Consider the following 23846-nt stretch of genomic DNA (forward strand, 5'->3'; position numbering starts at 1 on the left):
TCCGGCCCGTCCAGCATCCGGCACCGAAGGGCGGTCCGCCACCGGCGCCGGCTTCCCGAAGGTCCGCCAAACAGGTGATCCCAGATGGGCCGGACACCTGCGGATGCCCGGAAACCACGGGCCGCCGGGGCCTTCCCCGTCCACGGGTTGATCGATTCGAAGTGGCAGCCTCACCGCGCCGGGCCGAAACTGAAGCAGCAGTTCGTGATCAGAGAAGAGCACGTGGCCGAGCAAGCGATCCAGACGTTCTCGCAGGAGATCACATGGTGGAACAGTCCTCGGACGTCCATATAGAAGGAACGGACGAGAAAACCCTCGTGGGGCGGCCTGTCGGCGGCCCGGCGGTGAGGGAGACCGAAACGCGGCTGGCGGATGTGCTGGCCGACGTCATGGGTGTGGAGAACGTTCCGGCCGATGCGCACTTCTTCGAGAATCTCGGCGCGAATTCCCTGGTCATGGCGCAATTCTGCGCACGGGTCCGGAAGCGGGAGGATCTGCCCTCCCCGTCCATGAAGGACATCTACCGGTACCCCACGATCAACGCCCTGGCGGAGGGACTCACGGAGACCCCGGCGGCCCCCGCCCCCAGCACTCTGGTGATGCCTCCGGAGCCGGTACGGCGGGCGAGCGGGCTTTCCCACACGCTCTGCGGCACGGCCCAACTGCTGATCTTCCTGGGATACTCACTGGTCGCCGGTTTCGCCACCGCGGGCGGTTACGAATGGGTCGCCACCGGCTCGGGCGCCTGGGACGTGTACCTGCGGTCCCTGGTCTTCGGCGGTGTCGGATTCGTGGCACTGTGCGCGTTCCCGGTCGTCGCCAAGTGGGTGCTCGTCGGGCGCTGGAAACCCGGTGAGTTCCCGGTCTGGGGCCTCGCCTACCTGCGCTTCTGGGTCGTCAAGGCGCTGCTGCACGCCAATCCGATGATCCTCTTCATCGGGAACCCGCTGTACGTGTTCTATCTGCGCGCCCTCGGCGCCCGGATCGGCAAGGGCGTCACGATCCTCACCCACTCGGTACCGGTCTGCACGGATCTGCTGACGATCGGCTCCGGCACGGTCATCCGCAAGGACTCGTTCTTCCTCGGCTACCGGGCGCACGCCGGGAACATCCAGACCGGCCGGATCAGCATCGGCCGGGACGTGTACATCGGGGAGAAGACCGTCCTGGACATCGACACCTCGATGGGGGACGGCGCCCAGCTCGGGCACTCCTCCTCGCTGCACCGGGGCCAGTCGGTCCCGGCCGGCGAGCACCATCATGGCTCCCCCGCGCAGGCCACCGACGTCGACTATCTGCGGGTCGCGCCCGCCCGCTGCGGCACCGGCCGCCGGGCCTGGTTCGGACTGGCCTCGCTGCTCCAGTTGTTCCTGCTGTACATCCCGCTGGGTGTGGGCGGTCTGTACATCCTGTTCGACGCGGTGCCGGCGGTCCGCCGACGGCTCGAGCCCGAGGCGGCGCTTCCCCTGGGCGAGCTGGTGACCGACGCGGTGGTCCTCTCCCTGGTGCTTTTCGCCGGCTTCGTGGTCCTGGGCCTCGCCCTGCTGTGCACCCTGCCGCGCCTGCTGAACGTGGTGGTCCCGCCGGACCGGGTCTTCCCGCTCTACGGGTTCCGGTACGCGGTGCACCGGACGACCGCGCGCATGACGAACATCAAGTTCTTCGCCTGGCTCTTCGGCGACAGCTCGTACATCGTGCACTACCTGCGCGGCATCGGGTACGACCTCTCGCACGTCGAGCAGACCGGGTCGAACTTCGGCACCGAGGTGCAGCACGAGAACCCGCTGCTGGTCACGGTGGGCAGCGGCACGATGGTGGCCGACGGGCTCTCCGTGATCAACGCGGACTATTCGGCCACGTCGTTCAAGGTGTCCCGGGCGACGATCGGGGCGCGCAACTTCCTCGGCAACAACATCGCCTACCCCATCGGCGGCCGGACCGGCGAGAACTGCCTGCTGGCGACCAAGGTGATGGTGCCGCTCGACGGGGAGATACGCGAGGGGGTCGGGCTGCTCGGCTCGCCGAGCTTCGAGATCCCCAGGTCGGTGGAGCGCGACAGCCGGTTCGACAGGTTCCGGTCCGGTGACGCGCTGCGCCAGAGCCTCGCCCGGAAGAATCGTTACAACCTGCGCTCGATGGCCTTCATGCTGTTCGTGCGCTGGCTGCACGTCCTCGCCCTCACCCTGCTGGGCCTGGCCACGGTGGAGCTGTACGGCGTGCTCGGGCACGTGGTGATCGCCACCTACATGGCGCTGACGCTGGCCCTGTCCACGCTCTACTACGTGCTGCTGGAGCGCTGTCTGACCCGCTTCCGCCGGCTGCGCCCCATGCTGGTCTCCATCTACGACCCGGCCTTCTGGGCGCAGGAGCGGCTGTGGAAGGTGCCGGACCGGCATCTGAACATCTTCAACGGCACCCCCTTCAAGGCCCTCGTCTGGCGCCTGATGGGTGTCCGTATCGGCCGCAGGGTGTTCGACGACGGCTGCTACATGACGGACCGCACGCTCGCCGTCATCGGCGACGACTGCACCCTGAACGCCGGCAGCAAGGTCCAGTGCCACTCGCAGGAGGACGGCACGTTCAAGTCCGACATCAGCACGCTCGGCGCGGGCTGCACGCTCGGCGTCGGCTCGCACGTGCACTACGGCGTGACCATGGGCGACGGCGCGCGGCTGGCGCCCGACTCCTTCCTCATGAAGGGCGAGGAGGTCCCCGCGCACGCGCGCTGGGGCGGCAACCCCGCCGTGGAGATGCCGGAGGCAGCGGTGCTGCCCGCCGGTACCGGCCGCAGGACCCCACCGTCCGTCGACAGCGCCGCCGCGGCGTCCGTGAATTGAGGGAGCATCCGATGGGAACGCGTGTGCAGGCGGACCGGGAGTTCTGGAGCGGCGTGCTGACCGCCGGCGGATTCACCGCGGTACCGCGCTGGGCGGAGGTGCCGGTCGCCGGTACGGCCGAGCACGAGGTGCCGTTGCCCGGGTCCCTGGGCGGCCTGGCGCGACGGCTGGACGTGCCCGTGGGCGCGCTGCTGCTGGCAGCCCATGCCAAGGTGCTCTCCACCCTGACCGGCGAGCAGGACGTGGTGACCGGGTACGCCCCTGACGGCGAACCCCTGCCGTGCCGCCTCACCGTCTCCCCCGGCACCTGGCGCACGCTCGCCGGAGCGGCCCACCGCGCGGAGTCGGAGGTACTGGCGCACCGGGACTTCGCCGTGGCGGACCTGCGCCGTGAACTGGGCCTGGCGGAAACGGCGTTCGAGGTGACGTGCGGACCCGTGAACAGCCCCCTCTCCGGCGACCGCGTCCTGCACGTGCACTGGTCCGAGCCCGAGGGGCGCCTGGTCCTCCGGTACCGCACGGACGTCCTGGACGCCCGGAGCGCGGACCGTATCGCCGGGTACCACCTGCGGGCGCTGGAGCTGCTGGCGGCCGGCCCGGACGCCGAGCACACGCACCGGAGCCTGCTGTCGGACCAGGAGCGGCACGAGCAGTTGGAGGAACTGGCCGGTCCTGACCGGAAGTTGCCCGAGGCGCGGGCCCACGAACTGTTCGAGCGGCGCGTACGGCAGCACCCGGACGCCGTGGCGGCGGTGCACGGCGACCAGCGGTGGACGTACGGGGAGCTGAACCGCCGGGCCAACCGGCTGGCGCGGGCGCTGGCGGCGCGCGGGGTGGGCCGGGAGGACGTGGTGGCCGTGGTCACCGAGCGGAACCTCGACTGGCTGGCCGCGACGCTGGCCGTGTTCAAGGCGGGCGGCGCCTACCTGCCGATCGAGCCGCACTTCCCGCCCGGCCGTATTGCGGCGACCCTCTCGCGGGCCGGGTGCCGGCTGGTGCTGACCGAGTCGGGCAGCACGGGCACGCTCGACGAGGCGCTGGCCGATGTGCCCGGCGCCGAGCGGCTGCTCGTCGGGGACGCGTACGCGGAGGAGCACGCCGAGGACGACCTCGGTGCGGCGGTGGACCCCGGTCAACTGGCGTACATCTACTTCACCTCCGGCTCCACGGGTGAGCCGAAGGGCGCGATGTGCGAGCACGCGGGGATGCTCAACCATCTCTTCGCCAAGATCGACGATCTGGGGGTCGGCGAGGGCACCGTGGTGGCGCAGACCGCTCCGCAGTGCTTCGACATCTCGCTGTGGCAGCTCGTCTCCGCGCTGCTGGTGGGCGGGCGGACGCTGTTGGTCGAGCAGGACGTGCTCCTGGACGTGGAGCGGTTCGCCGACACGCTCGTGCACGACCGGGTCGGGGTCACCCAGCTCGTGCCCTCCTACCTGGAGGTCCTGGTCTCCTACCTGGAGCAGCACCCACGCGCCTTCCCGGACCTGCGCTTCGTGTCCGTGACCGGCGAGGCGCTCAAACCGGAGCTGGTGCAGCGCTGGTTCGCCGTCCAGCCGGACATCAGGCTGGTCAACGCCTACGGCCTGACCGAGACGTCCGACGACACCAACCACGAGATCATCGACGGGCCGTGCGAGCGCGTCCTGCTGGGGCGCGCGGTGAACAATGTCCGCGTCCTGGTCGTGGACGAGCGGCTGGAGCTGGTGCCGCTGGGCGCGCCGGGCCTGATCGCCTTCTCCGGCGTCTGCGTGGGCCGGGGCTACGTCAACGATCCCGAGCGCACCCGTGAGGCGTACCGGGAGGACCCGTACCGGCCGGGCGAGCGGCTCTACCTGGGCGGTGACTGGGGGCGCTGGCATCCCGGCGGCAAGCTGGAGTTCCTGGGGCGCCGGGACAACCAGGTCAAGATCCGGGGCTTCCGCATCGAGACCGGCGAGATCGAGAACGCGTTGCTGCGGGTTCCGGGGGTGCGGGACGGCGCGGTGGTCGTGGCCGAACGGGCCGGGCAGGGCAAGCAGTTGGTCGCCTTCTACGCGGGGTGCGAACTGTCCGTGGACGAGCTGCGGGACGCGCTGGGCGCGGGGCTGCCCGCCTACATGGTCCCGGCGGCCTTCCACTGGCAGTCGGCCCTCCCGCTGACGGCCAACGGCAAGACCGACCGCAAGGCGCTCACCGCACTGGCGGAGCAGACCACGCCGGCCGCGCAGGACGACGCCGGGGACCGGGAGCCGCGTACCCCGGCCGAGCGCAGACTCGCGGCCGCGTGGGCCGGGTTGCTCGGCATCCCCGAGGAGCGGATCGGGCGTACGGACCACTTCTTCGACTCCGGCGGCACCTCCCTGACGGCGGTGAAGCTGACCATCGCGCTGGACCGGGCGGTGTCCCTGAAGGACATCACCCGCAACCCGGTCCTCGCCGACCTGGCCGCCCTGCTGGACGGCGCGGCCGGGCCGGACGGGGAGCTGCTGCAGCCGCTGGCGGAGGCCGACGGCACGCCGGAGTGCGCGCTGGTGTGCTTCCCGTACGCGGGGGGCAACGCGGTCAACTTCCAGCCGATGGCGAGCGCCTTGGCGGGCGGCGGCATGCCGGTGCTCGCGGTGGAGCTGCCGGGGCACGACCTGGCCGGGCGGCAGGAGCCGTTCGGCTCGGTCGCCGAGGTGGCGGAGCGGGTCGCGGCGGAGATCACCGCGCGGGGCCTGACTCGGGTCATGCTGTGGGGCCACTCCTCCGGCGCCGCTGCGGCCGTGGAGACGGCCCGCAGGCTCCAGGAGCGCGGGGTGGAGGTGGCGCGGCTGTTCCTGGGCGCGCAACTGCTGGGCACGGCCGCCGAGCGACATGCCGCCGTCGAGGCGCTGTCCGTCCGGAGCGACGCCGAGATCGCCGCGCGGCTGGCCGAGGAAGGTGGTTATGTCGAGCTGGCGGAACTGACCGCCCGGCACGCCGAGCGCGTCGGCGCCGCCTACCGCCACGACTGCCTCTCCGCGCACCGGTACTTCTCCGACGCCCTGGAGAACCCGCCGGCCGTGCGGCTGGCGGCGCCGGTGTCGGTGGTGGTGGCCGCCGACGACCCGTACACGGCCGGGTACAGCGGGGCCCACCGGGACTGGCTGCTGCTGGCCGGCCGCGTCGACCTGCACGAACTCCCCGACGGCGGGCACTACTTCCCGCGCCTGCGCCCCACCGAGGCGGCGAAGGCCGTACTGACCGCCGTCGAGCCGCTGGCCTCCTCCTGACGTTCCTCCCTTCAGCCCAATGGCGGGCGACCGAAAGGAAAAACCGAGATGTCGACCTCATCCCTGGCAGCCCCGCTCGATGTGGAGCTGCGGCCGGGCAGACCGCCGGTGGCCCGTATCGACACCCCGCCGGACGTGGTGGGCTGGGCGGCGCAGTACCGCGACGTGCTGCGCGCCCTCGTCGCCGAGCACGGGTCGCTGCTGGTGCGGGGCCTGGGGCTGCGGGACCCGGAGCAGGTCGGTGCCGTGTTCACCCGGCTGACCGGCGGTCTGATGACGGAGCGGGAGTCCTTCGCGCCGCGCGAGACCTTCGGTTCCGGGCTGTACGCGTCCACGACCTGGCCGGCGAATCAGCCGATGTGCATGCACCACGAACTGAGCTACACCCAGGAGCCGCCCGGTCTGATGCTGTTCGCCTGCCTGACCGCGCCCGAGGACGGCGGGGCGACGGCGGTGGCGGACGCGGCGGAGGTGCTGCGGGAGCTGCCCGCCGAGGTGCGCACCCGCTTCGAGCGGGAGGGCTGGCTGCTGACCCGGTCCTACAACGACGAGATCGGGGCGTCCCTGGAGGAGTCGTTCGGGACCGCCGACCGCACCGGGGTGGAGAGCTACTGCCGGGCGAACGGCATCGACTTCGCCTGGCAGCCGGACGGTTCGCTGCGCACCACCCAGCGGCGACCGGCCGTGGTCCGGCACCCGGTCACGGGCGAGGCGTGCTGGTTCAACCAGATCGCGTTCCTCAACGAGTGGACACTCGCCCCCGAGGTCCGCGAGTACCTGGTGGACATCTACGGCGCGGACGGCCTGCCGTTCAACACCCGTTTCGGGGACGGCACTCCGATCGGTGAGGACGTCGTCGAGCTGCTCAACGCGACGTACGAGAAACACACCCGGCGTGAGCCGTGGCAGGCCGGCGACCTGCTCCTCGTCGACAACGTGCGCACCGCGCACAGCAGGGAGCCCTACACCGGGGACAGGCAGGTGCTGGTCGGCATGGCCGGCCCGCGCCGACTGGACGCCGGTGCCACGAACCCGGAGGCGAGGACGCGATGACCGACCTGTTGCCCACCACAGCGCAGCCGGCCCACCCCGACCCGGCCTCGCCGACGTTCGCGGTGATCTCCGGTGAGCAGGTGCAGAAGGCGCTCGCCGGGCGCGAGCGGGAGATCACGGACCTGGTCGAGGCGACCTACCGGCTGCACGGGGCCGGGGACTCGGTGAACCCGCCGTCCTACTTCCTGCGGTTCCCCGACCGGCCCAGCTCGCGGATCATCGCGCTGCCGGCCTCGGTCGGCGGTTCCGTGGGCGTCGACGGCATGAAGTGGATCTCCAGCTTCCCGGACAACGTCCGGTCGGGTCTCCCCCGCGCCTCGGCGGTGCTGATCCTCAACGACCCCACGACGGGTTATCCGTTCGCCTGTCTGGAGAGTTCCATCATCAGCGCGACCCGGACGGCCGCGTCCGCCGCGCTGGCCGCCGACTGGTTCAGCCGCAACCGGCCGCGCCCGACCCGGGTCGGGTTCTTCGGCACCGGTCTGATCGCCCGCTACATCCACACCTTCCTCGCGGGCACCGGCTGGGACTTCGAGGCGGTCGGGGTGCACGACCTGGCCGCCGACAGCGCCGCCGGGTTCTGCGACTACCTGCGGCAGAGCGGGACGAGCGCCGAGGTCACCGTCCACGACAGCGCGGCGGACCTGATCCGCTCCAGTGACCTGGTGGTCTTCGCCACCGTCGCCGGACAGCCGCACGTCACCGACGCCTCACTGTTCTCGCACAACCCCGTGGTCCTGCACGTCTCGTTGCGCGACCTCGCCCCCGAAGTCCTCCTGGCGTCGGCCAACTTCGTCGACGACGTCGAGCACTGCCTGAAGGCCGACACCTCCCCGCACCTGGTCGAACAGCGCACCGGGAACCGGGACTTCCTCAACGGCACGCTGAACGACGTGATGCTCGGCCGGGCCGCTCCCCCGCCCGACCGGCCGATCGTCTTCTCGCCCTTCGGGCTCGGCGTCCTCGACCTCGCCGTCGGCAAGTACGTCTACGACGGGACGGCCGCCGCGGGAAACCTCGGCCTCATCGACAACTTCTTCCACGACCTGCGCCGGTACGGCTGAGAGCGCTGCCCTTCCCCGGTACCAGGAGGCCCATCGTGCCCGTCATATCCGCTCCCCATGACTTCAACGAAGGCCATCTCTTCGTCGACCTCAAGTCGATCCTCGGCTGTCCCCTCTACCTGAAGTGCGAGGGCTTCAACTTCGCCGGCTCCATCAAGCTGAAGGCCGCGAACGAGATGGTGGAGAGCGCCGAGCGGGAGGGCATCCTCAAGCCGGACTCCGTCATCGTCGAATCCTCGTCCGGGAACCTCGGCGTGGCGCTCAGCATGATCGCCGCGAGCAAGGGCTACAAGTTCCTGTGCGTCACCGACTCGCGCTGCAATCTGTCGACCCGGCTGCTGATGGAGGCCCTCGGCAGCAAGGTGCACATCGTGGCCGACCTGGACGAGAACGGCGGGTTCCTGGGCACGCGGATCGAGTACGTCCGCTCGCTGTGCGCCTCCGACGACCGGTACGTGTGGCTCAGCCAGTACACCAACCCCGGCAACTGGCAGGCGCACTACCGCACGACCGCGCCGCAGATCGCCCGTCACTTCCCCCGCCTGGACGTGCTGTTCGTCGGTACGGGCACCGCCGGGACGCTGATGGGGTGCGCCCGCTACTTCCGGCAGTGGCACCGCCCGGTGCGCATCGTCGCGGTGGACAGCGTGGGCTCGGTCGCCTTCGGCGGGGAGCCCGGCCGCCGGATGATCCCCGGCCTCGGGATGAGCATGCGGCCGCCGCTGCTGGACGAGTCCTACGTCAACGAGGTGATCCGGGTGGAGGAGGCGGACACCATCCGGGCCTGCCATCAGATGGCCCGGCGCGGCTTCCTCTTCGGCGGGTCCACCGGCACGGTGGTCAGCGGCGCGGCGCACTGGCTGTCCCGCCACGACACCCGTGACATGACGGCGGTGGCCATCGCACCGGACCTGGGCGAGCGCTACCTCGACACCGTCTACCAGACCAACTGGCTCCAGGATCTGTTCGGCGACGAGATCCTCGACCCGAGCCGGCCGGCCGGCCCCTTCGAGACGGACGGACCGGCCTCCCGCGAGCCGGACCGCTGGCCACAGCCGTAACACCTCACCCACCTGCCCCGTCCATCTCGGTGCCGCCCGTGTGAGGGCCCTGTGGAACAGGGCCCTGGCAGGCGTCTCTTCGCGTAACCGGGGCATCCGGATTTCCGGATACGCAGGAGGGGTGATGGTCATGTTCGAACCCGACCGTGAACAAGCGGTGGCCCGTGAGGAGCCGGTCGGCGAATTGGTGCAACGCGCCTCGCAGCAGCTCACCGAGCTGGTGCGCGGTGAACTCCGGCTCGCCCAGGCGGAGATGAAGGAGAAGGGCAAGCGCTACGGCAAGGGCGGCGGGCTCTTCGGAGGCGCCGGCCTGGTCGGCTTCCTCACGCTCCAGGCCCTGGTGGCCACGGCGATCGCCGGTCTTGCCGTACCGCTTCCGGTGTGGGCCGCGGCCCTCATCGTCACCGGCGTCCTCGGCGCGGTCACGGCGGTGCTCGCCCTGACCGGCAAGAAGGAGGTCGGCCAGGCCGCCCCGCCCGCTCCGGAGCAGACCATCGACAGTGTGAAGGCCGATGTGGCCGAGATCAAGGAGAGTGCCAAGCGATGACACAGCAGCCGTTCGAGGAGTCCTCCTCCGCGAGCCCCCAGGAGCTTCGGGAGCAGGTCGAGCGGACCCGCCATGAGCTCGGGGAGACCGTGGAGGCGCTCACCGACAAGGCCGACGTCAAGGCCCGTGCCCAGGAGAAGGCGGCCGCGCTCAAGGTGCAGACCGCCGAGACCGCGCAGAAGCTGGCGGAGAAGGTGCCGGACCCGGTCAAGGAGAAGGCCGCCCTCGCGGCCACCCAGGTCCGGGCCAAGGCCGGTCAGGCCGAGCAGCTCTGGCAGGAGCGGGCGCCCGAGCAGGTGCGCGACAAGCGGGGGCTGCTGGTCGCCGGTGCGGTCGCGGTGGTCGCGCTGACCCTGCTGAGCCGCCGGAAGCGCCGCTGACGCGCGTGCTCCATACCGAACGGGCCCCGGCCGAGCGGAAGTTCGCTCGGCCGGGGCCCGCTCTCGTCGGCTCAGTTGGGCTGCCCGACCGGCCGTACGACGACGGTGTTGACGTCCACCCCGGCCGGCTGCCGGATCGCCCAGACCACCGAGTCGGCGATCTGGCCGGCGGTCAGCAGATGTCCCGGCGGCAGGCTGCCGTAGCCGTCCCAGAACGGGGTCTCCACCCGGCCGGGCGCGACCAGGGTGACGCCGATGCCGTACTCGGTGACCTGACGCCGGGTGTTCTCGGCGAGCCCGGTGACCGCCCACTTGGTCGCCCCGTAGAGGTTGCCTGGGGTGTTCACGAACCCGGCGACACTGCCGATGAGGACGATCCGGCCGCGGGTCTCCTTGAGCGCGTCGACGGCGGCGCGGATGAGCAGAGCCGGGCCGAGGACGTTCGTCAGCACCATCTCGCTCCATCCCGCCGGGTCGCCCTCGGCGACGGAGTCGTGGGTGGCGACACCGGCGTTGGCGATGACGGTGTCCAGCCGCCCGTACCGCTCGAGAGTGCGGTCCACCGCGTCCCGGACGTCGTCGTAGGAGGACGCGCTGCCCGGGATGGTGAGCAGGCCGTCGGGGTCGCCCACGCTCTCGGCGAACTCCCGCAGCCGGTCCTTGCCGCGTCCGGTGACGGTGACGCGGTGGCCGGCGTCCAGCAGGTGCCGCGCCACGGCCGCGCCGATGCCGCTGCCGCCGCCCGTGATGAGCGCGACCGGTGAGTCGTTCATGGTTCCCCCTCGTTGTTCGTGGACACCGAGGAGCTCATCACTTGGAGTGCTCGCGAAGTCAAGGGTTTCGGCGGGGTGCGGGGGCGATCGCGGGGCAAGCGGGTGTCATGAGCGTCGATGAATCTTCCTTGAGCGAGTCCTCCCTGCGCGCCGTGGGGTGGGCGCGGTCGCTGCCCGTCAGCAGTGGGGTGAAGGCGGCGCGGGACTGGACGCGCGGCCATCTGGAGAGCCTGGACTGGGCGCGGAGCGCGCCGGACACGGTGGACGCGGTGCTGCTGACGGTGTCCGAGCTGGTCACCAACGCCCATGTGCACGCCGGGGCCACCGCGCAGCTCGTCCTGACCTGGGACAGCGAGTGCCTGCATGTCACCGTGCACGATGCCTCGCCGGAGCTGCCGGAGCAGCGCAGGCCGACCACCGGGGCGACCGGCGGGCGGGGCATGCTGCTGGTGGACGCGCTGGCCGATAGCTGGGGCGCCTATCCGTGCCCGCGCGGCAAGGAGGTCACGGCCTGCTTCCGGCCGGTGAGTTGAGGGTGCCGGTCAGGAGCGGGCGAAGTCCTCGGGCTGGAACTCGTCGTTCTTCAGGTGCCGTTCGATGTCCTCCAGGCTGTGCCCGGTGAGTTCCGGCATCTTCCACCACACGAACAGCCACGCGGCGACGTTGAAGAAGGCGTAGATCCAGAACACCTGGCCCACGCCGAACGCGCTGATCATGCTGAGCAGGGTGAGGGTGATCAGGAGGTTGGTGCTCCACAGGGTGGCCGACTGGACGCTGGTGGCGGCGGCGCGCACGGTCAGCGGGTAGATCTCGGAGCCGGTCAGCCAGCCCATGAGCTGGAGTCCGCCCGCGTTGAAGAACATGAAGGCCAGCAGGCAGGCGACGATGGCGGGGACGTAGGCGCGGGTGCCGTGGCCGGTGATGTAGAAGCCGCCCAGCACGAACAGGCTCACGGCCGCGCCGGGCACCATGATCAGGGTGAGCCTGCGGCGGCCGACCTTGTCGACGATCCACAGACCGACGATCATCATCACCAGGTAGACCACGCCCAGCGCCACGCTGACCCGGAGCGCCGAGGAGCGGGAGAAGCCGTTGTCGGTGAGGATGGTCGGCGCGTAGTAGATGATCATCTCGATGCCGGAGAGCTGGGTGAAGACGGCGATGCCGCAGCCGACGACCAGTGCCGGACGCACCCACCTCTGCCGCAGCCCGCGCCAGCCCTGATGGTTCCGGTCGGTGCGCTGCTGACGGCGGGCCAGGGCGCTGATCTCCTCCAGCTCGGAGTCGACGTCGTAGCCGGCGGGGCGTACCTGCTTCAGGACCTTCTCCGCCCCCTCCACGTCGCCCTTGCGCAGGATCAGCCAGCGGGGGCTCTCGGGGAGCCGCAGTTGGCCCAGCAGCATCACCAGCGCGGGTGCGGCGGCCGCGCCGATGGACACCCGCCAGGACACGGCCTCGCTCGCGCCGACGATGGTGGCGATGACGATGCCGACGCCGATGGCGAGCTGGAAGCAGAGGACCAGCCGGCCGCGGATCGTCCTGGGCGCCAGCTCGGCCACGTACATCGGCACGGTCTGGGTGGCGCCGCCGACGGCGAAGCCGAGCAGCACGCGGGCGAGGGCTAGGCCCACCGCGTTGGGGGCGACGGCGCAGGTCAGGCTGCCCGCGATGAACACGCAGCAGATCAGCAGAATGGTGCGGTGCCGGCCGAAGCGCTCGCACAGCAGGCTGCAGCTCAGCGAGCCGATGACGGCACCCAGCAGGATTCCGGCGGCGATGGTCTCCTTCATGGTGTTCCCGATGTGGAACTCCTCGGAGATCTGGAGCAGCGCGCCGGAGATGATGCCGGTGTCGTAGCCGTACAGCAGCCCACTGATCGCGGACACCACGGCCGCCATCAGCATGTGCCCATTCAGCCCCTTGCTGGTACGGGGCGCCTGACCCCCGGCATGCGTCATCGTTCCTCCAGGGCGATTTCGACCATTTCCGCCGGTCAAGACCGTACGTCGGAGGGGCTACTGAAGCCGGGACGGCTCGCTCCGGCGGGGCGAATCGACTGAAGTGGCGGCGGGCGCGGCGCCGTCGTGTCCCAACCGGATCGAGTCAATTGATCACCCTGAGCGTCCGATTGCGGGAGACGGCAGGGGCGTGCGATGCGGGAGGCGTTCACTCGGGTTTGCGGAGCGATGTTTTGGGGGGCGGTTGCTGAAACGGTTCGTAGTGCGAAGGGGCGGTGGCGGGGTGCGTGTGCGCCCCCTGGGTGAGCCGGGCCTGGGGCCAATGACCGGAATCGGGCTTCAAGGGCAGGTCATTCGGTCGGGACGATGGGTTCAGCCTTCGGGGCCGGCGTCGTCCGTGGCGGTGGCCGGGGGTGGGAAGAGGGGGAGTTTCAGGATGAGCGTGCGCAAAGGTCTGGGTGTGACGGTGGCCGCGGTGGCGCTGGCGGGGAGTCAGTTGCTGGCCGGGAGCGCGTCGGCGGCGGGCGGTGTGCAGGGGCGGATCGACAGCTATCTGGCCGCCCACCCCGGCGAGCGGCAGCTCGCGGCGGACCAGGCGACCATGCCCGGCGGGACGGTGACCTTCGCCGCCTCCGGCACCGCCGCGATCAGTTGCGGCTCCGGGCACCTGTGTATCCAGGACGGCAACGGCAAGCGCTACGACTACTACTACTGCGGCTACTACGACTTCTACGGAATCGGGGACGGCTACTTCAACAACAGCCAGACCAACGGCACCGTGGCCCGGTTCTACAACGAGAACGGCACCGAGCGCTGGAGCAGCCGGGCCCCGCAGAGCGGCACCGCGTCCTGGACGCCGGTCTGGCACATCCGTCCCTGCTGACCACCAGGGACAACCACACTGCTCCCCGCCTTGAGCCGAGGCGGGGAGCAGTGCTGTCGGGGGGTGGATCAGAACGCCGTCAGCGTGAGCGTGAAGCCGGAGGGCGCCGTGTCCTGGATGAAGGAGGCGAAGTCGGCGACGTCGTCGAAGGCGAACCCGTACGCCTTGCCGTCCTTGGTGGCCGCGTGGATGGCCTTGGAGTAGTGGTTGGTCAGCTCGCCCTGGTAGAAGGCGGCCGGGTCGGTGCTGGGCTGCGCGGTGTCGGTGAGCAGCGTCGAGCGGTTGAAGCCGGCGCCGAGGACCGCGGCGACGGGCCCGGTGGTGCCGTCGTTCGGCGCGGCGAGGTTGCCGTCGCAGAAGAGGACGTCACGGGTGGACGGCTTGGCGAAGGACACCGAGGCCGGCCCGTCGAAGGTGAAGCGGTCGCCCCGGACCCGGCCGGTGAAGGTGCCGGCGTTGGTCGTGATCTTCAGGTCCTTGCCGGTGAAGGTGGACCACACCTCGTCGATGTACGGCGCGAAGTAGTCCTTGGCGAACAGACCGGCGTCCAGCCCGTGACCCGGCGCGATGATGCGCTTGTCGTCCACGACCAGCTTGGAGAACTCCGCGACCTCCTTCACCGCGGCGAACGCGGCGGCCCGGCCCCCGTCCCGGATGCTGCCGGTGGTCTGGTCCTTCTCACCGGTGAGCCGGATGCTCATCGGCACGCTGAACATGTCGACCATCGTGGTGTTGCAGAACATGCCGGACGCGTTGTACGTGAACTCCGCACAGTCGTGCAGCACACCGAAGTTGGGGTCGGACTCGACCCAGCCGGCGGGGAACTGCAGCGCCGCGTTGCCGTTGCCGTCGGTGACGGCCTTCATCTTCAGCTTGTCGCCGAGCGAGACGTAGATACGGCCCGACATGAACGGCAGGGACAGCTTGGTCTCGCCGCTGCCCGCGAGCGGTATCGCGTAGTCGGTGAAGCCGTCGGCGCCGTTGTCGGAGACGGCGATGGGCGCGAGGGTGCCGTCCTGCTTGAGGCGGACCTGCTTGCCGTCGACGTTGCCGACGACGTAGACGTTCACGGACCCGTTGTCGAACGAGCCGCTGTTGTTGACGACGGTCACCGGCAGCGAACCCGACGCCGCGCGGGTCTTGTTGCCGCCGCTGTCCCCCGGCTGGTCGGCGAGGGCGAAGGGCGCGATGGCGGCGCCCGCGGGGATGGCCACGGCCGCGCCGCCCAGGGCGAACATCAGCTTGCGGCGGGTCAGGTTGCGCTGGTGACGAGGCGACATGCGGGGAACTCCTTGCAGTGGGGGACGCACCCGGCCGGAGCCGGGACAACACGGGGACGGCCAGGGGCCGGGGTCGAACAACTCCCGGCCCCCGGACCTCAGTTCTGGGCGGAGACGTGGACGTAGTCCACGGTCATCGTCTGCGGGAAGGACGTACCGGCGTCGGGGCTGCCGGGCCAGTCACCCCCGACCGCGAGGTTGAGGATGACGAAGAAGGGGTGGTCGTAGACCCACTTGTTGCCGTTCACGTCGGCCGGAGTGCGGGTCTGGTAGTTCTGGCCGTCCACGGACCAGGTGATGCCGGACGGGCTCCAGTCGACCGCGAAAGTGTGGAAGTCGTCGGCGAACGGCTTGCCGTCGGGCAGGTTGTACGCGGCGCCAATCCCGCCCGCGCCGGAGTAGCCGGGGCCGTGGATGGTGCCGTGCACCGTGGAAGGCTCCTTGCCGACGTTCTCCATGATGTCGATCTCGCCGCTGTTGGGCCAGCCCGCGCTGCCGAGGTCGTCGCCCAGCATCCAGAAGGCCGGCCAGATGCCCTGACCGCGCGGGATCTTGATGCGGGCCTCGAAGTGGCCGTACTTCTGCGTGAAGGTCTGCGCCGTGTTCAGCCGCGCGGAGGTGAACTGACAGGGCCCGTTCCAGCAGTTCAGGTTGGGGTCGGTGTTCTTGCGGGCGGTGATGACCAGGTTGCCGTTGCCGTCGAGGGCGGCGTTGTCGGTGCTGTTCGTGTAGTACTGCAGCTCGTGGTTGCCGTTGCCGCTGCCGCCCGTCTCCAGGGTCCAGCGGGAGCTGTCCGGCGCGCTGCCCGCGGCGCCGTCGAAGTCGTCGGACCAGCTCAGCGCGGCCGCCGGCGCGGCGTCGGCGCGGTGGGCGCCGGGGCCCGTGGTGTTGAGCAGCACACCGGCCGCGAGCGCGGCGGCGCTTCCGCAGATCAGTCCGCGGTAGGACCAGCGACGTAAACGATGACCAGCCATGACCAGACCACACCCTGTTCTCTGTGGGGGGGACGTACGGGGCACGCCCTCGACCGTGGGGGACGGGACGAGCGCCGGAAGAGCACACCGCACACACCGGACCCGAAGGTCTGAGAGCGCTCTCACGCGACGGCGAGCACCACCGGCAGGCCCCGACCATACGCCTCGGTCCCACCCGCTCCAACCACCCCGGCGACCTCTCAAATCGCCCATGAGCAACGGGTTTCAGAACAAACGACAGCCTCACCCAGCGACGTTTAACCCTCGATTAATCTCCCCTTAAGTCCCGGCCCAGAACCCGGAGTTGGTACCGGAGTCGGCGTCCTGACATGCGAAGACCCCTCGTCGCCACAGGGACGACGAGGGGTCTCGCGGGGTCTTGAGGGGCTAGCCCCGGTCCGCCGCCGGGCGGTCCTTCGCCAGGGCGTACAGCTCCTTGGACGTCGTGATCAGCTCACGGCGTTCCTCGTTCGAGCCGACCATGGGCTGCGAGCCGCGCAGGGGGACCTGGGCGCTCTCGGGGAGGAACTTCACCGTGATCAGACCGATGACGCCGGCCAGCATCAGGTAGTACGCGGGCATCAGGTCGTCGCCGGTGATGTCCACCAGCGCGGCGGTCACCAGCGGGGTCGTCCCGCCGAAGGCCGCGACGGCGAAGTTGAAGCCGATGCCCATCGCCGCGTACCGGACGGCCGTCGGGAAGAGAGCCGGCAGGGTGGCCGCGCTCGGCGCGGCGAAGCAGGCCAGCAGGGTGGAGAGGATCAGCACGCCGAGGATCGGCGCCCAGGTGCCCTCCGCCTTGATCAGCAGGAACGCCGGGATCGCCAGGATGATCATGGCGACGGCGGCCCAGCCGTACAGCGGGCGCCGGCCGATCCGGTCGCTGAGCCGGCCGAGGAAGGTGATCAGGATGACGATCCACACCATGCCGATGAGCACCAGCACATCGGCCGAACTGCTGGACCGGCCGAGCGTCTCGGTCTGGTACGTCGGCAGATAGCCCGTGACCATGTAGTTGGTGACGTTGTACAGCAGCACCAGGCCCATGCAGATGAGCAGCGCCCTCCAGTGCCTCTTGATGATGTCCTTGAACTCGCTGCCGGCCGACTCCTGGGCGAGGCTCTTCTCGTGCTCGTCGAGCTGCTGCTGGAACGCCGGGGACTCCTCCAGCTTCAGCCGCATGTAGAGGCCGATCACGCCGAGCGGACCGGCGACCAGGAACGGGATGCGCCAGCCCCAGGAGAGCATCTCGGCGTCCGACAGCAGCAGGTTCAGCACGGTGACCAGGGCGGAGCCGAGGGCGTAGCCGACGAAGGTGCCGAAGTCGAGCCAGCTCGAGAGGAAGCCGCGCCGCCGGTCGGGTGAGTACTCCGCGACGAAGGTGGTCGCGCCGCCGTACTCGCCGCCGGTGGAGAAGCCCTGCACCATACGGGCGACCAGCAGCAGGATGGGGGCCGCGATGCCGATGGTGGAGTAGCCGGGGATCACCCCGATGGCGAAGGTGCCGATGGCCATCATGATCATGGTGGTGGCCAGCACCTTCTGCCGGCCGAGCCGGTCGCCGAGCGGTCCGAAGACCAGCCCGCCGAGGGGGCGCACCACGAAGGCGGCGGCGAAGGTGGCGAAGGAGGAGATCACCTGGGCGGCCGGGGAGGCGCCGGGGAAGAACACCTTGCCGAGCGTGGCGGCAAGGTAGCTGTAGACCCCGAAGTCGAACCACTCCATGCAGTTGCCGAGCGCCGAGGCGCCGACGGCTCGCTTGAGCAGAGGGGGTTCGACGACCTGGACGTCGTCCTTGCGGAAGGCGCCCCGATTGCGCCGCAGTCTGTGGGTCAGCTCCTCGCGGACCTGGTGAGGGAGGTCCGTCACGGCCTTGGAGGCCCGCTTCTTTATGCCTGAGGGCCGCTCTCCGTCGGACAGGGCATCACTCACTGCCGCTCCTTTCGCCGTCGGTGTCACCGGGATGCGCTTTCTCCGGCCGCACCGGGCATCAGCCCCGTGTCCCATCCTGCTGCCCAACGCCGCACACGTCACACCGGCCACGTACACATGGGCGAATGCCGAGGTCAGGGCCCGGTTGATTAAGAAACAAGGCAGCTCAATCCCATGACGTACGACGGTTGGACTTCGGGCTGCCGAGGGCGCAGGGTGGATCAGCCCCGCTTCCCGGGGGCACCCCTACGGCATCACCCGGAGATCACCCGATGAACCATGTCGCGGACCCCGCTCGTTACGACGGCACCATGCGCTACCGGCGCACCGGCCGCTCGGGGCTCGACCTGCCCCTGCTGTCGCTGGGCTACTGGCACAACTTCGGTGACGACCGGCCCTTCGAGACCCAGCGGGAGATCGCGCTGCGCGCCTTCGACCTGGGGATCACCCACCACGACCTGGCGAACAACTACGGCCCGCCCTACGGCTCGGCGGAGATCAACTTCGGCCGGCTGATGAAGCAGGACCTCGCGCCGTACCGGGACGAGCTGGTGGTCTCCACCAAGGCGGGCTGGGACATGTGGCCGGGCCCCTACGGCCAGGGCGGTGGCTCGCGCAAATATGTGCTGGCCTCCCTGGACCAGTCGCTGAAGCGCATGGGCCTGGACTACGTCGACATCTTCTACTCCCACCGGCTGGACGCGAGCACGCCGCTGGAGGAGACGATGGGCGCGCTCGACACCGCCGTCCGCCAGGGCAAGGCCCTGTACGTCGGCATCTCCTCCTACGACGCCGAGCGCACCCGGCAGGCCGCGGCGATCCTGCGTGAGCTGGGCACGCCGATGCTGATCCACCAGCCGTCGTACAACATGCTCAACCGCTGGATCGAGACCGAGGGCCTGCTGGACGTGGCCGAGGAGGAGGGCTTCGGTGTCATCGGCTTCACGGCGCTGGCGCAGGGCCTGCTGACCGGCCGCTACCTGGACGGCGTGCCGGAGGACTCGCGGGCGGCTGCGGGCAAGTCCTTCGATCAGTCCTGGCTGACCGAGGACATGCGCGGCCGACTGCGCGCCCTGAACGACATCGCGGCCCGGCGCGGCCAGTCCCTGGCTCAGATGGCGCTGGCCTGGGCGCTGCGTGACGAGCGGGTGACCTCGCTGGTGATCGGCGCCTCGCGCACCGAGCAACTCGAGCAGAACGTGGCGGCGCTTCAGAACCTGGAGTTCAGCGCCGAGGAGCTGGCCGAGATCGACAAGTACGCCACCGACGGCGGGGTCGACCTGTGGGCCGACGCCCGGCAGGGCAACCTCGGCGGCTGAAAACCGCACAAAGCATGACGTGACCCCCCTGACCGACTGCCTTCCGTGTGGCCATGCACCGTCAAGCTAGGGTGTAGGCAATGGTTGCACCAAGAAACAGTCAAAAGCGTCAGGGGGGTTGCCATGGGCACCGTTCGCACGAGTAGGACGCCGTTGCCGGGGATCGGCGTCCGGTACGACCTCACCACCCGCGAACACCGCCGGCTGTCGGTGGTGGCCCACCGGGACGGGGCGCGGACACTGAGCGCCTACCGCGAGGACGACCCCGACGCGTGCGCGCTGTCGGTGCAGTTGACCGGCGGCGAGGCGGAGGCCATCGCCAGGACGCTGATGCCGACGCACCAGAGCCCCAGTCTGCTGTCCACGACCGAGCTGGGCCTGGTCGCCGAGCGCATCTCGCTGTCCTCCGTCTCGCACTGGAACGGGCGGCTGCTCGGGGACACCCGGATGCGCACCGAGACCGGCGTGTCGATCGTGGCCGTGCTCCGCCGCGCCGACGCCATCCCCTCCCCCGGTCCGGGATTCCGGCTCGCGGGCGGTGACACGCTCATCGTGATCGGCACCCGCGAGGGCGTGGACGCGGCCGCCGAGATCCTCGGCAGGGAGTGATCCGGATGCATTCCTCCGCGGTCTTCCTCATCGAGTTCGGCGCCATCATCCTGGCCCTCGGCCTGCTCGGCCGGCTCGCCGCCCGGCTGAGGTTCTCCCCCATCCCGCTGTATCTGCTCGCCGGGCTGGCCTTCGGCGAGGGCGGGCTGCTGCCGCTGGGCGCCAGTGAGGAGTTCGTGGCGATCGGCGCCGAGATCGGCGTGATCCTGCTGCTGCTCATGCTGGGCCTGGAGTACACCGCCGGTGACCTGGTCTCCAACCTGAAGACGCAGTACCCCGCCGGTCTGGTGGACTTCGCGCTCAACGCGGTACCGGGCGCGGTGATGGCGCTGCTGCTGGGCTGGGGTCCCATCGCCGCCGTGGTGCTGGCCGGCATCACCTGGATCTCGTCCTCCGGCGTCATCGCCAAGGTCCTGGGCGACCTGGGCCGGATCGGCAACCGGGAGACCCCGGTGATCCTCAGCATCCTGGTGCTGGAGGACCTGTCGATGGCGGTCTACCTCCCGCTGGTCACCGCCCTGCTGGCCGGTACGGGCTTCGTGGCGGGCGGCATCACGCTCGCCATCGCGCTCGGCGTGGCCGGTCTGGTGCTGCTGCTGGCGGTGCGCTTCGGCCGGGTCATCTCCCGCTTCGTCTCCAGCGACGACCCGGAGAAGCTGCTGCTCGTGGTCCTCGGCCTCACCCTGCTGGTGGCCGGACTCGCCCAGCAACTCCAGGTCTCGGCGGCGGTCGGCGCCTTCCTGGTCGGCATCGCGCTCTCCGGCGAGGTCGCCGAGGGCGCGCACAACCTGCTGGCCCCGCTGCGGGACCTGTTCGCGGCCGTGTTCTTCGTGTTCTTCGGGCTGCACACCGACCCGGCGAGCATCCCGCCGGTGCTGCTGCCCGCGCTGGCCCTCGCGGTCGTCACCGCGCTCACCAAGATCGCCACCGGCTACTGGGCGGCACGGCGCGCGGGTGTCTCCGTGCGGGGCCGCTGGCGGGCGGGCGGCACGCTGGTGGCGCGCGGCGAGTTCTCGGTGGTCATCGCCGGTCTGGCGGTCACCTCGGGCATCGACTCCCGGCTGGGCCCGCTGGCCACCGCGTACGTGCTGATCCTGGTGGTCGTCGGCCCGCTCACCGCGCGCTACACCGACCAGGTCGCCCTGGGGATCGCCAAGTGGCGCCGGGCCCGCACGGCCCCCGCCGAGCCGGCCGCTGAGCCGTCCGCCCCGGCGGAGGTGCGCGACCAGGACGCGGTCGGCCGGTCCTGAGCACGGCCCTTCGCGCAGGTCACAGAGGGGCGGGAGCGCGGCGCGGCGTACGGTGATGCCATGCCGCCTCCCCTCCCCGGCCCGCTGGCGCCGCTGGCCCCGCTGCTCGGTCACTACGGCTACTGGGCCGTCGGCGCGGTCGTCTTCCTGGAGGACTTCGGGGTCCCGGCACCGGGCGAGACGATCCTGCTCGCGGCCGGGGTCTACGCGGGTGCGGGCGAGCTGAACATCGTCGCCGTGGCGGCCATCGCGTTCGCGGCGGCGGTCCTCGGGGACAACGTCGGCTATGTGATCGGCCGTACGGGCGGCCGGGCGTTCGTGGAGCGCTGGGGCAAGTACATCCTGCTGACGCCGAAGCGCTTCGAGGCGGCGGAGGCGTTCTTCCGACGGCACGGCGGCAAGATCGTCACGGTGGCCCGGTTCGTGGAGGGGCTGCGCCAGGCCAACGGGATCATCGCGGGCACGACCGGGATGCCCTGGCCCCGCTTCCTCGCCTTCAACGCGCTCGGCGCGGCCCTCTGGGTCGGCCTGTGGTCCTCGCTGGCCTACCTGGCCGGCAGCCACATCACGGCGGTGTACGACGAGATCGTCCGCTATCAGCGTTACGTGCTCATCGCCGTCGGATTGCTGGTGGCGGCGCTGGTCGTCCGGCATCTGGTGCGGCGCCGGCGGGCCCGCCGGAACGACGACCGGAACGACGCCGGTCAATGAATTTCGGCTTTTCTGGTTTGGCCGGCGGCGGTGGGGATAGCCGGATGTCGACCACGCACCGAAAACGTTGGGATGTGAATACCCCATGGCTGGTGACCAGAAGGGCAAGGCCAAGGCGGAGCAGCTCAAGGGCAAGGTCAAGGAGACCATGGGCAAGGCCGTCGGGAACGAGCGCATGGAGGCCGAGGGCCGCGCCGAAGGCGCCAAGGGCGATGCCCGCCAGGCCAAGGAAAAGACGAAGGACACGTTCAAACACTGAGTCGGTGCGATGCCGTACCGGGGCGGGCCCGGAAATCCCTTTCGCGGATTTCCGGGCCCGCCGCTTTGTGTGCCTGGTGTTTTACCGGGCCGTTCTCACGCGTCCGGGGGATTCCCGCCCGGACGCCCCTTGATCGGCCGAGCTGGGGGTAGCCGGGTGAAGAAGGGACGATCCTCCGCGATCGCACGACGGGGCCTTGACCGGCCACCACGGGAGAAGGGCGATTCCGCATGGACCTCCCCCTCACGGCAGACACCATGACGCGGACCACGCCGGAGCTGCCGCGCTACAGCCGCCGCTGGGACACCGACACCGCGTCCCTCCCGGAGGCCAGGGACGCGGTCGCCGACCTGCTTGCACGGGTCCGCCCCACCCCCTCGGCGCGTGCGGTGCAGGACGCGCAGCTCGTCGCCAGCGAGCTGGTGACCAACGCGCTCAAGCACGCGCCGGGGCCGTTCACGCTGCACATGGAAGTGGTACTGGAGCCGACGGCGCTGCGGATCAGCGTCACGGACTCCTCACCGCGCCCGCCCCGGCACCGCCCGCCCAACCCCGAGCGGGTCGGCGGCCACGGGCTGCGGCTGGTGAGCCTGCTCTGCGGTTCCCTGGAGGTGACTCCACTGGGCCGCGGCAAGCGGGTCACCGCGTCGGTGGCGCTGGCCTAGAGAGGGTCCCGTCGGTCGGGCCGGAGCAGCGGGTCGGCGTCCTCGGGGGCCGGGCGGGGTGGCGGGGCCTCCCCCGCGGTGAGGTGTTCCAGCACCTCGACCAGTTCCTCGCACGCCTTCTCCACGGAGCGCCGGGTGTGCCGCTGCTCGGTGATCACGGCGGACAGCAGCAGCGCGGTCAGCGCCATGGTGCCGTTGAACCCCTGGAGCTTGGCCATGACCTCGACGCGGCTCAGCCCCCCGAAGGCGCCCGCCCCGTCGGTGGCGGCGACGGCGGCCAGCACCGAGGTCGCCAGCGCGCAGAGCATGCTGCCGACCAGCTCGAAGCGCAGCGCACCCCAGATGATCAGCGGATACACCAGGAACAGCAGGCTGAGGTGGCTGTAGACGGCGGGCGGCACCACGCAGACGGCGGCCACGGCCAGCGCGGCGGCCTCCCAGCGGCGGGGCGTCGGCCGCAGCCCCTGGGCGTGGCTGAACAGGAGCAGGAGCGGGGTGACCAGCAGGACACCCATCGCGTCGCCCACCCACCAGGCGAGCCACACCGTCCAGAAGGTGTGCGAGGGCATCCGGTCGGTCGCCACGAGCAGGACGACACCCAGGGTCGAGCTGATCAGCATGGCGCCCATCGCCCCGAAGAACACCAGCGCGAGCCCGTCCCGCAGCCGCCTCAGATCGGTACGGAACCCGGCCCGGCGCAACAGCGCCACCGCCACCAGCGGGGCGAGGGTGTTGCCGACCATGTAGCCGAGCGAGTAGAGCACCGGCGTGTCCAGCGACAGCACGATCAGGTACGCGCCGATCGTGACGCCGGGCCAGTACCGCACGCCGAGGATGAGCAGGGCGGCGACCGCCACGCCGGTCGGCGGCCAGATTGGGGTGACGACGGCGCCGTCGACGGTGAGCTTGCACAGCAGGCCGAGGCGTCCGGCCGCGAAGTAGCAGACCGCGACGGCCACGACCAGGGCGACATGGCCGCCCGGCCGACGCGCTTCAGGGAATGCCACCACCCGGCAACTCTCACACCGGTCGGCCGGGCGCGGCGAGGCGAACGG

At 70.6% G+C, this 23846-nt stretch carries 20 protein-coding genes and 1 pseudogene; 15 read left to right on the forward strand and 6 right to left on the reverse strand.

All coding sequences use genetic code 11. The annotated features are described in order from the left end of the window. Positions 1 to 263 precede the first annotated feature (263 nt). The 7 genes from E5083_RS17105 (at position 264) to E5083_RS17135 (ending at position 10178) form a co-directional block, all read left to right on the forward strand. The gene (locus E5083_RS17105) at positions 264 to 2837 is read left to right on the forward strand and encodes a Pls/PosA family non-ribosomal peptide synthetase (protein WP_135786577.1); all 2574 of its coding nucleotides are present in this window, start codon (positions 264 to 266) and stop codon (positions 2835 to 2837) included. Positions 2838 to 2848: 11 nt separating this feature from the next. After that, positions 2849 to 6073 (forward strand): non-ribosomal peptide synthetase, encoded by a 3225-nt coding sequence (locus E5083_RS17110; RefSeq protein ID WP_135786578.1) that lies wholly within the window; start codon positions 2849 to 2851, stop codon positions 6071 to 6073. Positions 6074 to 6121: 48 nt separating this feature from the next. Next, entirely contained in the window at positions 6122 to 7126 is a 1005-nt protein-coding gene (locus E5083_RS17115; protein ID WP_135786579.1) for a TauD/TfdA family dioxygenase, read from the forward strand. Further along, positions 7123 to 8190: a 2,3-diaminopropionate biosynthesis protein SbnB gene (gene sbnB, locus E5083_RS17120; protein WP_135786580.1), complete on the forward strand. Its 1068-nt coding sequence runs from the start codon at positions 7123 to 7125 to the stop codon at positions 8188 to 8190. Before E5083_RS17115 ends, sbnB begins: the two co-directional genes overlap by 4 nt. A 35-nt stretch (positions 8191 to 8225) precedes the next feature. After that, entirely contained in the window at positions 8226 to 9251 is a 1026-nt protein-coding gene (sbnA, locus tag E5083_RS17125; protein ID WP_030815786.1) for a 2,3-diaminopropionate biosynthesis protein SbnA, read from the forward strand. Positions 9252 to 9381: 130 nt separating this feature from the next. Then, positions 9382 to 9798: a phage holin family protein gene (locus tag E5083_RS17130; RefSeq protein ID WP_135786581.1), complete on the forward strand. Its 417-nt coding sequence runs from the start codon at positions 9382 to 9384 to the stop codon at positions 9796 to 9798. Further along, positions 9795 to 10178 (forward strand): DUF3618 domain-containing protein, encoded by a 384-nt coding sequence (locus E5083_RS17135; RefSeq protein ID WP_135786582.1) that lies wholly within the window; start codon positions 9795 to 9797, stop codon positions 10176 to 10178. Before E5083_RS17130 ends, E5083_RS17135 begins: the two co-directional genes overlap by 4 nt. A gap of 71 nt (positions 10179 to 10249) precedes the next feature. Here the strand turns inward: E5083_RS17135 and E5083_RS17140 are convergent, their stop codons facing one another. Beyond that, positions 10250 to 10951, reverse strand: coding sequence for an SDR family oxidoreductase (locus E5083_RS17140; protein ID WP_135786583.1), 702 nt, complete (start codon positions 10949 to 10951; stop codon positions 10250 to 10252). A 128-nt stretch (positions 10952 to 11079) separates the two neighbouring features. On the opposite strand from E5083_RS17140, the gene E5083_RS17145 reads away from it, so the two are divergent. Continuing rightward, positions 11080 to 11484: an ATP-binding protein gene (locus E5083_RS17145; protein WP_167513562.1), complete on the forward strand. Its 405-nt coding sequence runs from the start codon at positions 11080 to 11082 to the stop codon at positions 11482 to 11484. A gap of 9 nt (positions 11485 to 11493) precedes the next feature. Here the strand turns inward: E5083_RS17145 and E5083_RS17150 are convergent, their stop codons facing one another. Further along, positions 11494 to 12909: a sugar porter family MFS transporter gene (locus E5083_RS17150; protein ID WP_208754073.1), complete on the reverse strand. Its 1416-nt coding sequence runs from the start codon at positions 12907 to 12909 to the stop codon at positions 11494 to 11496. A gap of 436 nt (positions 12910 to 13345) precedes the next feature. Here E5083_RS17150 and E5083_RS17155 point away from each other — a divergent pair, with 436 nt between their 5' ends. Next, positions 13346 to 13792: a hypothetical protein gene (locus tag E5083_RS17155; protein WP_135786585.1), complete on the forward strand. Its 447-nt coding sequence runs from the start codon at positions 13346 to 13348 to the stop codon at positions 13790 to 13792. A 68-nt stretch (positions 13793 to 13860) separates the two neighbouring features. On the opposite strand, the gene E5083_RS17160 is transcribed toward E5083_RS17155, so the two are convergent. The 3 genes and pseudogenes from E5083_RS17160 to proP form a co-directional block, all read right to left on the reverse strand. Then, entirely contained in the window at positions 13861 to 15072 is a 1212-nt protein-coding gene (locus E5083_RS17160) for a beta-1,3-glucanase family protein (RefSeq protein WP_135786586.1), read from the reverse strand. 101 nt (positions 15073 to 15173) lie between these two features. Then, positions 15174 to 16046: pseudogene (locus tag E5083_RS17165) on the reverse strand (glycoside hydrolase family 16 protein); the annotation flags it as partial. 387 nt (positions 16047 to 16433) lie between these two features. Then, the gene (gene proP, locus E5083_RS17170; protein WP_135787012.1) at positions 16434 to 17939 is read right to left on the reverse strand and encodes a glycine betaine/L-proline transporter ProP; all 1506 of its coding nucleotides are present in this window, start codon (positions 17937 to 17939) and stop codon (positions 16434 to 16436) included. A gap of 311 nt (positions 17940 to 18250) precedes the next feature. Here proP and mgrA point away from each other — a divergent pair, with 311 nt between their 5' ends. The 6 genes from mgrA (at position 18251) to E5083_RS17200 (ending at position 22791) form a co-directional block, all read left to right on the forward strand. After that, positions 18251 to 19297 carry an L-glyceraldehyde 3-phosphate reductase gene (mgrA, locus tag E5083_RS17175; protein ID WP_135786588.1) on the forward strand — a complete coding sequence of 349 codons (1047 nt, stop codon included), beginning with the start codon at positions 18251 to 18253 and terminating at the stop codon, positions 19295 to 19297. 123 nt (positions 19298 to 19420) lie between these two features. After that, a complete protein-coding gene (locus tag E5083_RS17180) occupies positions 19421 to 19906 on the forward strand; it encodes a cation:proton antiporter regulatory subunit (RefSeq protein WP_135786589.1) in 486 nt (161 codons plus the stop codon). Between the two features lie 5 nt (positions 19907 to 19911). Beyond that, positions 19912 to 21156, forward strand: coding sequence for a cation:proton antiporter (locus E5083_RS17185; RefSeq protein ID WP_135786590.1), 1245 nt, complete (start codon positions 19912 to 19914; stop codon positions 21154 to 21156). Positions 21157 to 21216: 60 nt separating this feature from the next. Further along, positions 21217 to 21867, forward strand: a complete 651-nt coding sequence (locus E5083_RS17190) for a DedA family protein (RefSeq protein ID WP_135786591.1) — start codon at positions 21217 to 21219, stop codon at positions 21865 to 21867. Positions 21868 to 21952: 85 nt separating this feature from the next. After that, positions 21953 to 22126: a CsbD family protein gene (locus tag E5083_RS17195; protein ID WP_135786592.1), complete on the forward strand. Its 174-nt coding sequence runs from the start codon at positions 21953 to 21955 to the stop codon at positions 22124 to 22126. 230 nt (positions 22127 to 22356) lie between these two features. After that, the gene (locus E5083_RS17200; RefSeq protein ID WP_135786593.1) at positions 22357 to 22791 is read left to right on the forward strand and encodes an ATP-binding protein; all 435 of its coding nucleotides are present in this window, start codon (positions 22357 to 22359) and stop codon (positions 22789 to 22791) included. On the opposite strand, the gene E5083_RS17205 is transcribed toward E5083_RS17200, so the two are convergent. Next, positions 22788 to 23801 carry an MASE1 domain-containing protein gene (locus tag E5083_RS17205; RefSeq protein ID WP_135786594.1) on the reverse strand — a complete coding sequence of 338 codons (1014 nt, stop codon included), beginning with the start codon at positions 23799 to 23801 and terminating at the stop codon, positions 22788 to 22790. The two genes, E5083_RS17200 and E5083_RS17205, sit on opposite strands and share 4 nt — an antisense overlap. Positions 23802 to 23846 lie beyond the last annotated feature (45 nt).

It is taken from the genome of Streptomyces bauhiniae (assembly GCF_004784475.1).
Taxonomy (GTDB): domain Bacteria; phylum Actinomycetota; class Actinomycetes; order Streptomycetales; family Streptomycetaceae; genus Streptomyces; species Streptomyces seoulensis.

Bases quoted from the DNA above. Each gene is read 5' to 3' on its own strand.
- E5083_RS17115 (WP_135786579.1), top strand. From the start codon at position 6,122: ATGTCGACCTCATCCCTGGCAGCCCCGCTCGATGTGGAGCTGCGGCCG.
- E5083_RS17185 (WP_135786590.1), top strand. From the start codon at position 19,912: ATGCATTCCTCCGCGGTCTTCCTCATCGAGTTCGGCGCCATCATCCTG.
- E5083_RS17190 (WP_135786591.1), top strand. From the start codon at position 21,217: ATGCCGCCTCCCCTCCCCGGCCCGCTGGCGCCGCTGGCCCCGCTGCTC.
- E5083_RS17155 (WP_135786585.1), top strand. From the start codon at position 13,346: ATGAGCGTGCGCAAAGGTCTGGGTGTGACGGTGGCCGCGGTGGCGCTG.
- E5083_RS17135 (WP_135786582.1), top strand. From the start codon at position 9,795: ATGACACAGCAGCCGTTCGAGGAGTCCTCCTCCGCGAGCCCCCAGGAG.
- mgrA (WP_135786588.1), top strand. From the start codon at position 18,251: ATGAACCATGTCGCGGACCCCGCTCGTTACGACGGCACCATGCGCTAC.
- E5083_RS17195 (WP_135786592.1), top strand. From the start codon at position 21,953: ATGGCTGGTGACCAGAAGGGCAAGGCCAAGGCGGAGCAGCTCAAGGGC.
- E5083_RS17180 (WP_135786589.1), top strand. From the start codon at position 19,421: ATGGGCACCGTTCGCACGAGTAGGACGCCGTTGCCGGGGATCGGCGTC.
- E5083_RS17200 (WP_135786593.1), top strand. From the start codon at position 22,357: ATGGACCTCCCCCTCACGGCAGACACCATGACGCGGACCACGCCGGAG.
- E5083_RS17160 (WP_135786586.1), bottom strand. From the start codon at position 15,072: ATGTCGCCTCGTCACCAGCGCAACCTGACCCGCCGCAAGCTGATGTTC.
- E5083_RS17130 (WP_135786581.1), top strand. From the start codon at position 9,382: ATGTTCGAACCCGACCGTGAACAAGCGGTGGCCCGTGAGGAGCCGGTC.
- E5083_RS17105 (WP_135786577.1), top strand. From the start codon at position 264: ATGGTGGAACAGTCCTCGGACGTCCATATAGAAGGAACGGACGAGAAA.
- E5083_RS17110 (WP_135786578.1), top strand. From the start codon at position 2,849: ATGGGAACGCGTGTGCAGGCGGACCGGGAGTTCTGGAGCGGCGTGCTG.
- sbnB (WP_135786580.1), top strand. From the start codon at position 7,123: ATGACCGACCTGTTGCCCACCACAGCGCAGCCGGCCCACCCCGACCCG.
- E5083_RS17140 (WP_135786583.1), bottom strand. From the start codon at position 10,951: ATGAACGACTCACCGGTCGCGCTCATCACGGGCGGCGGCAGCGGCATC.
- E5083_RS17150 (WP_208754073.1), bottom strand. From the start codon at position 12,909: ATGACGCATGCCGGGGGTCAGGCGCCCCGTACCAGCAAGGGGCTGAAT.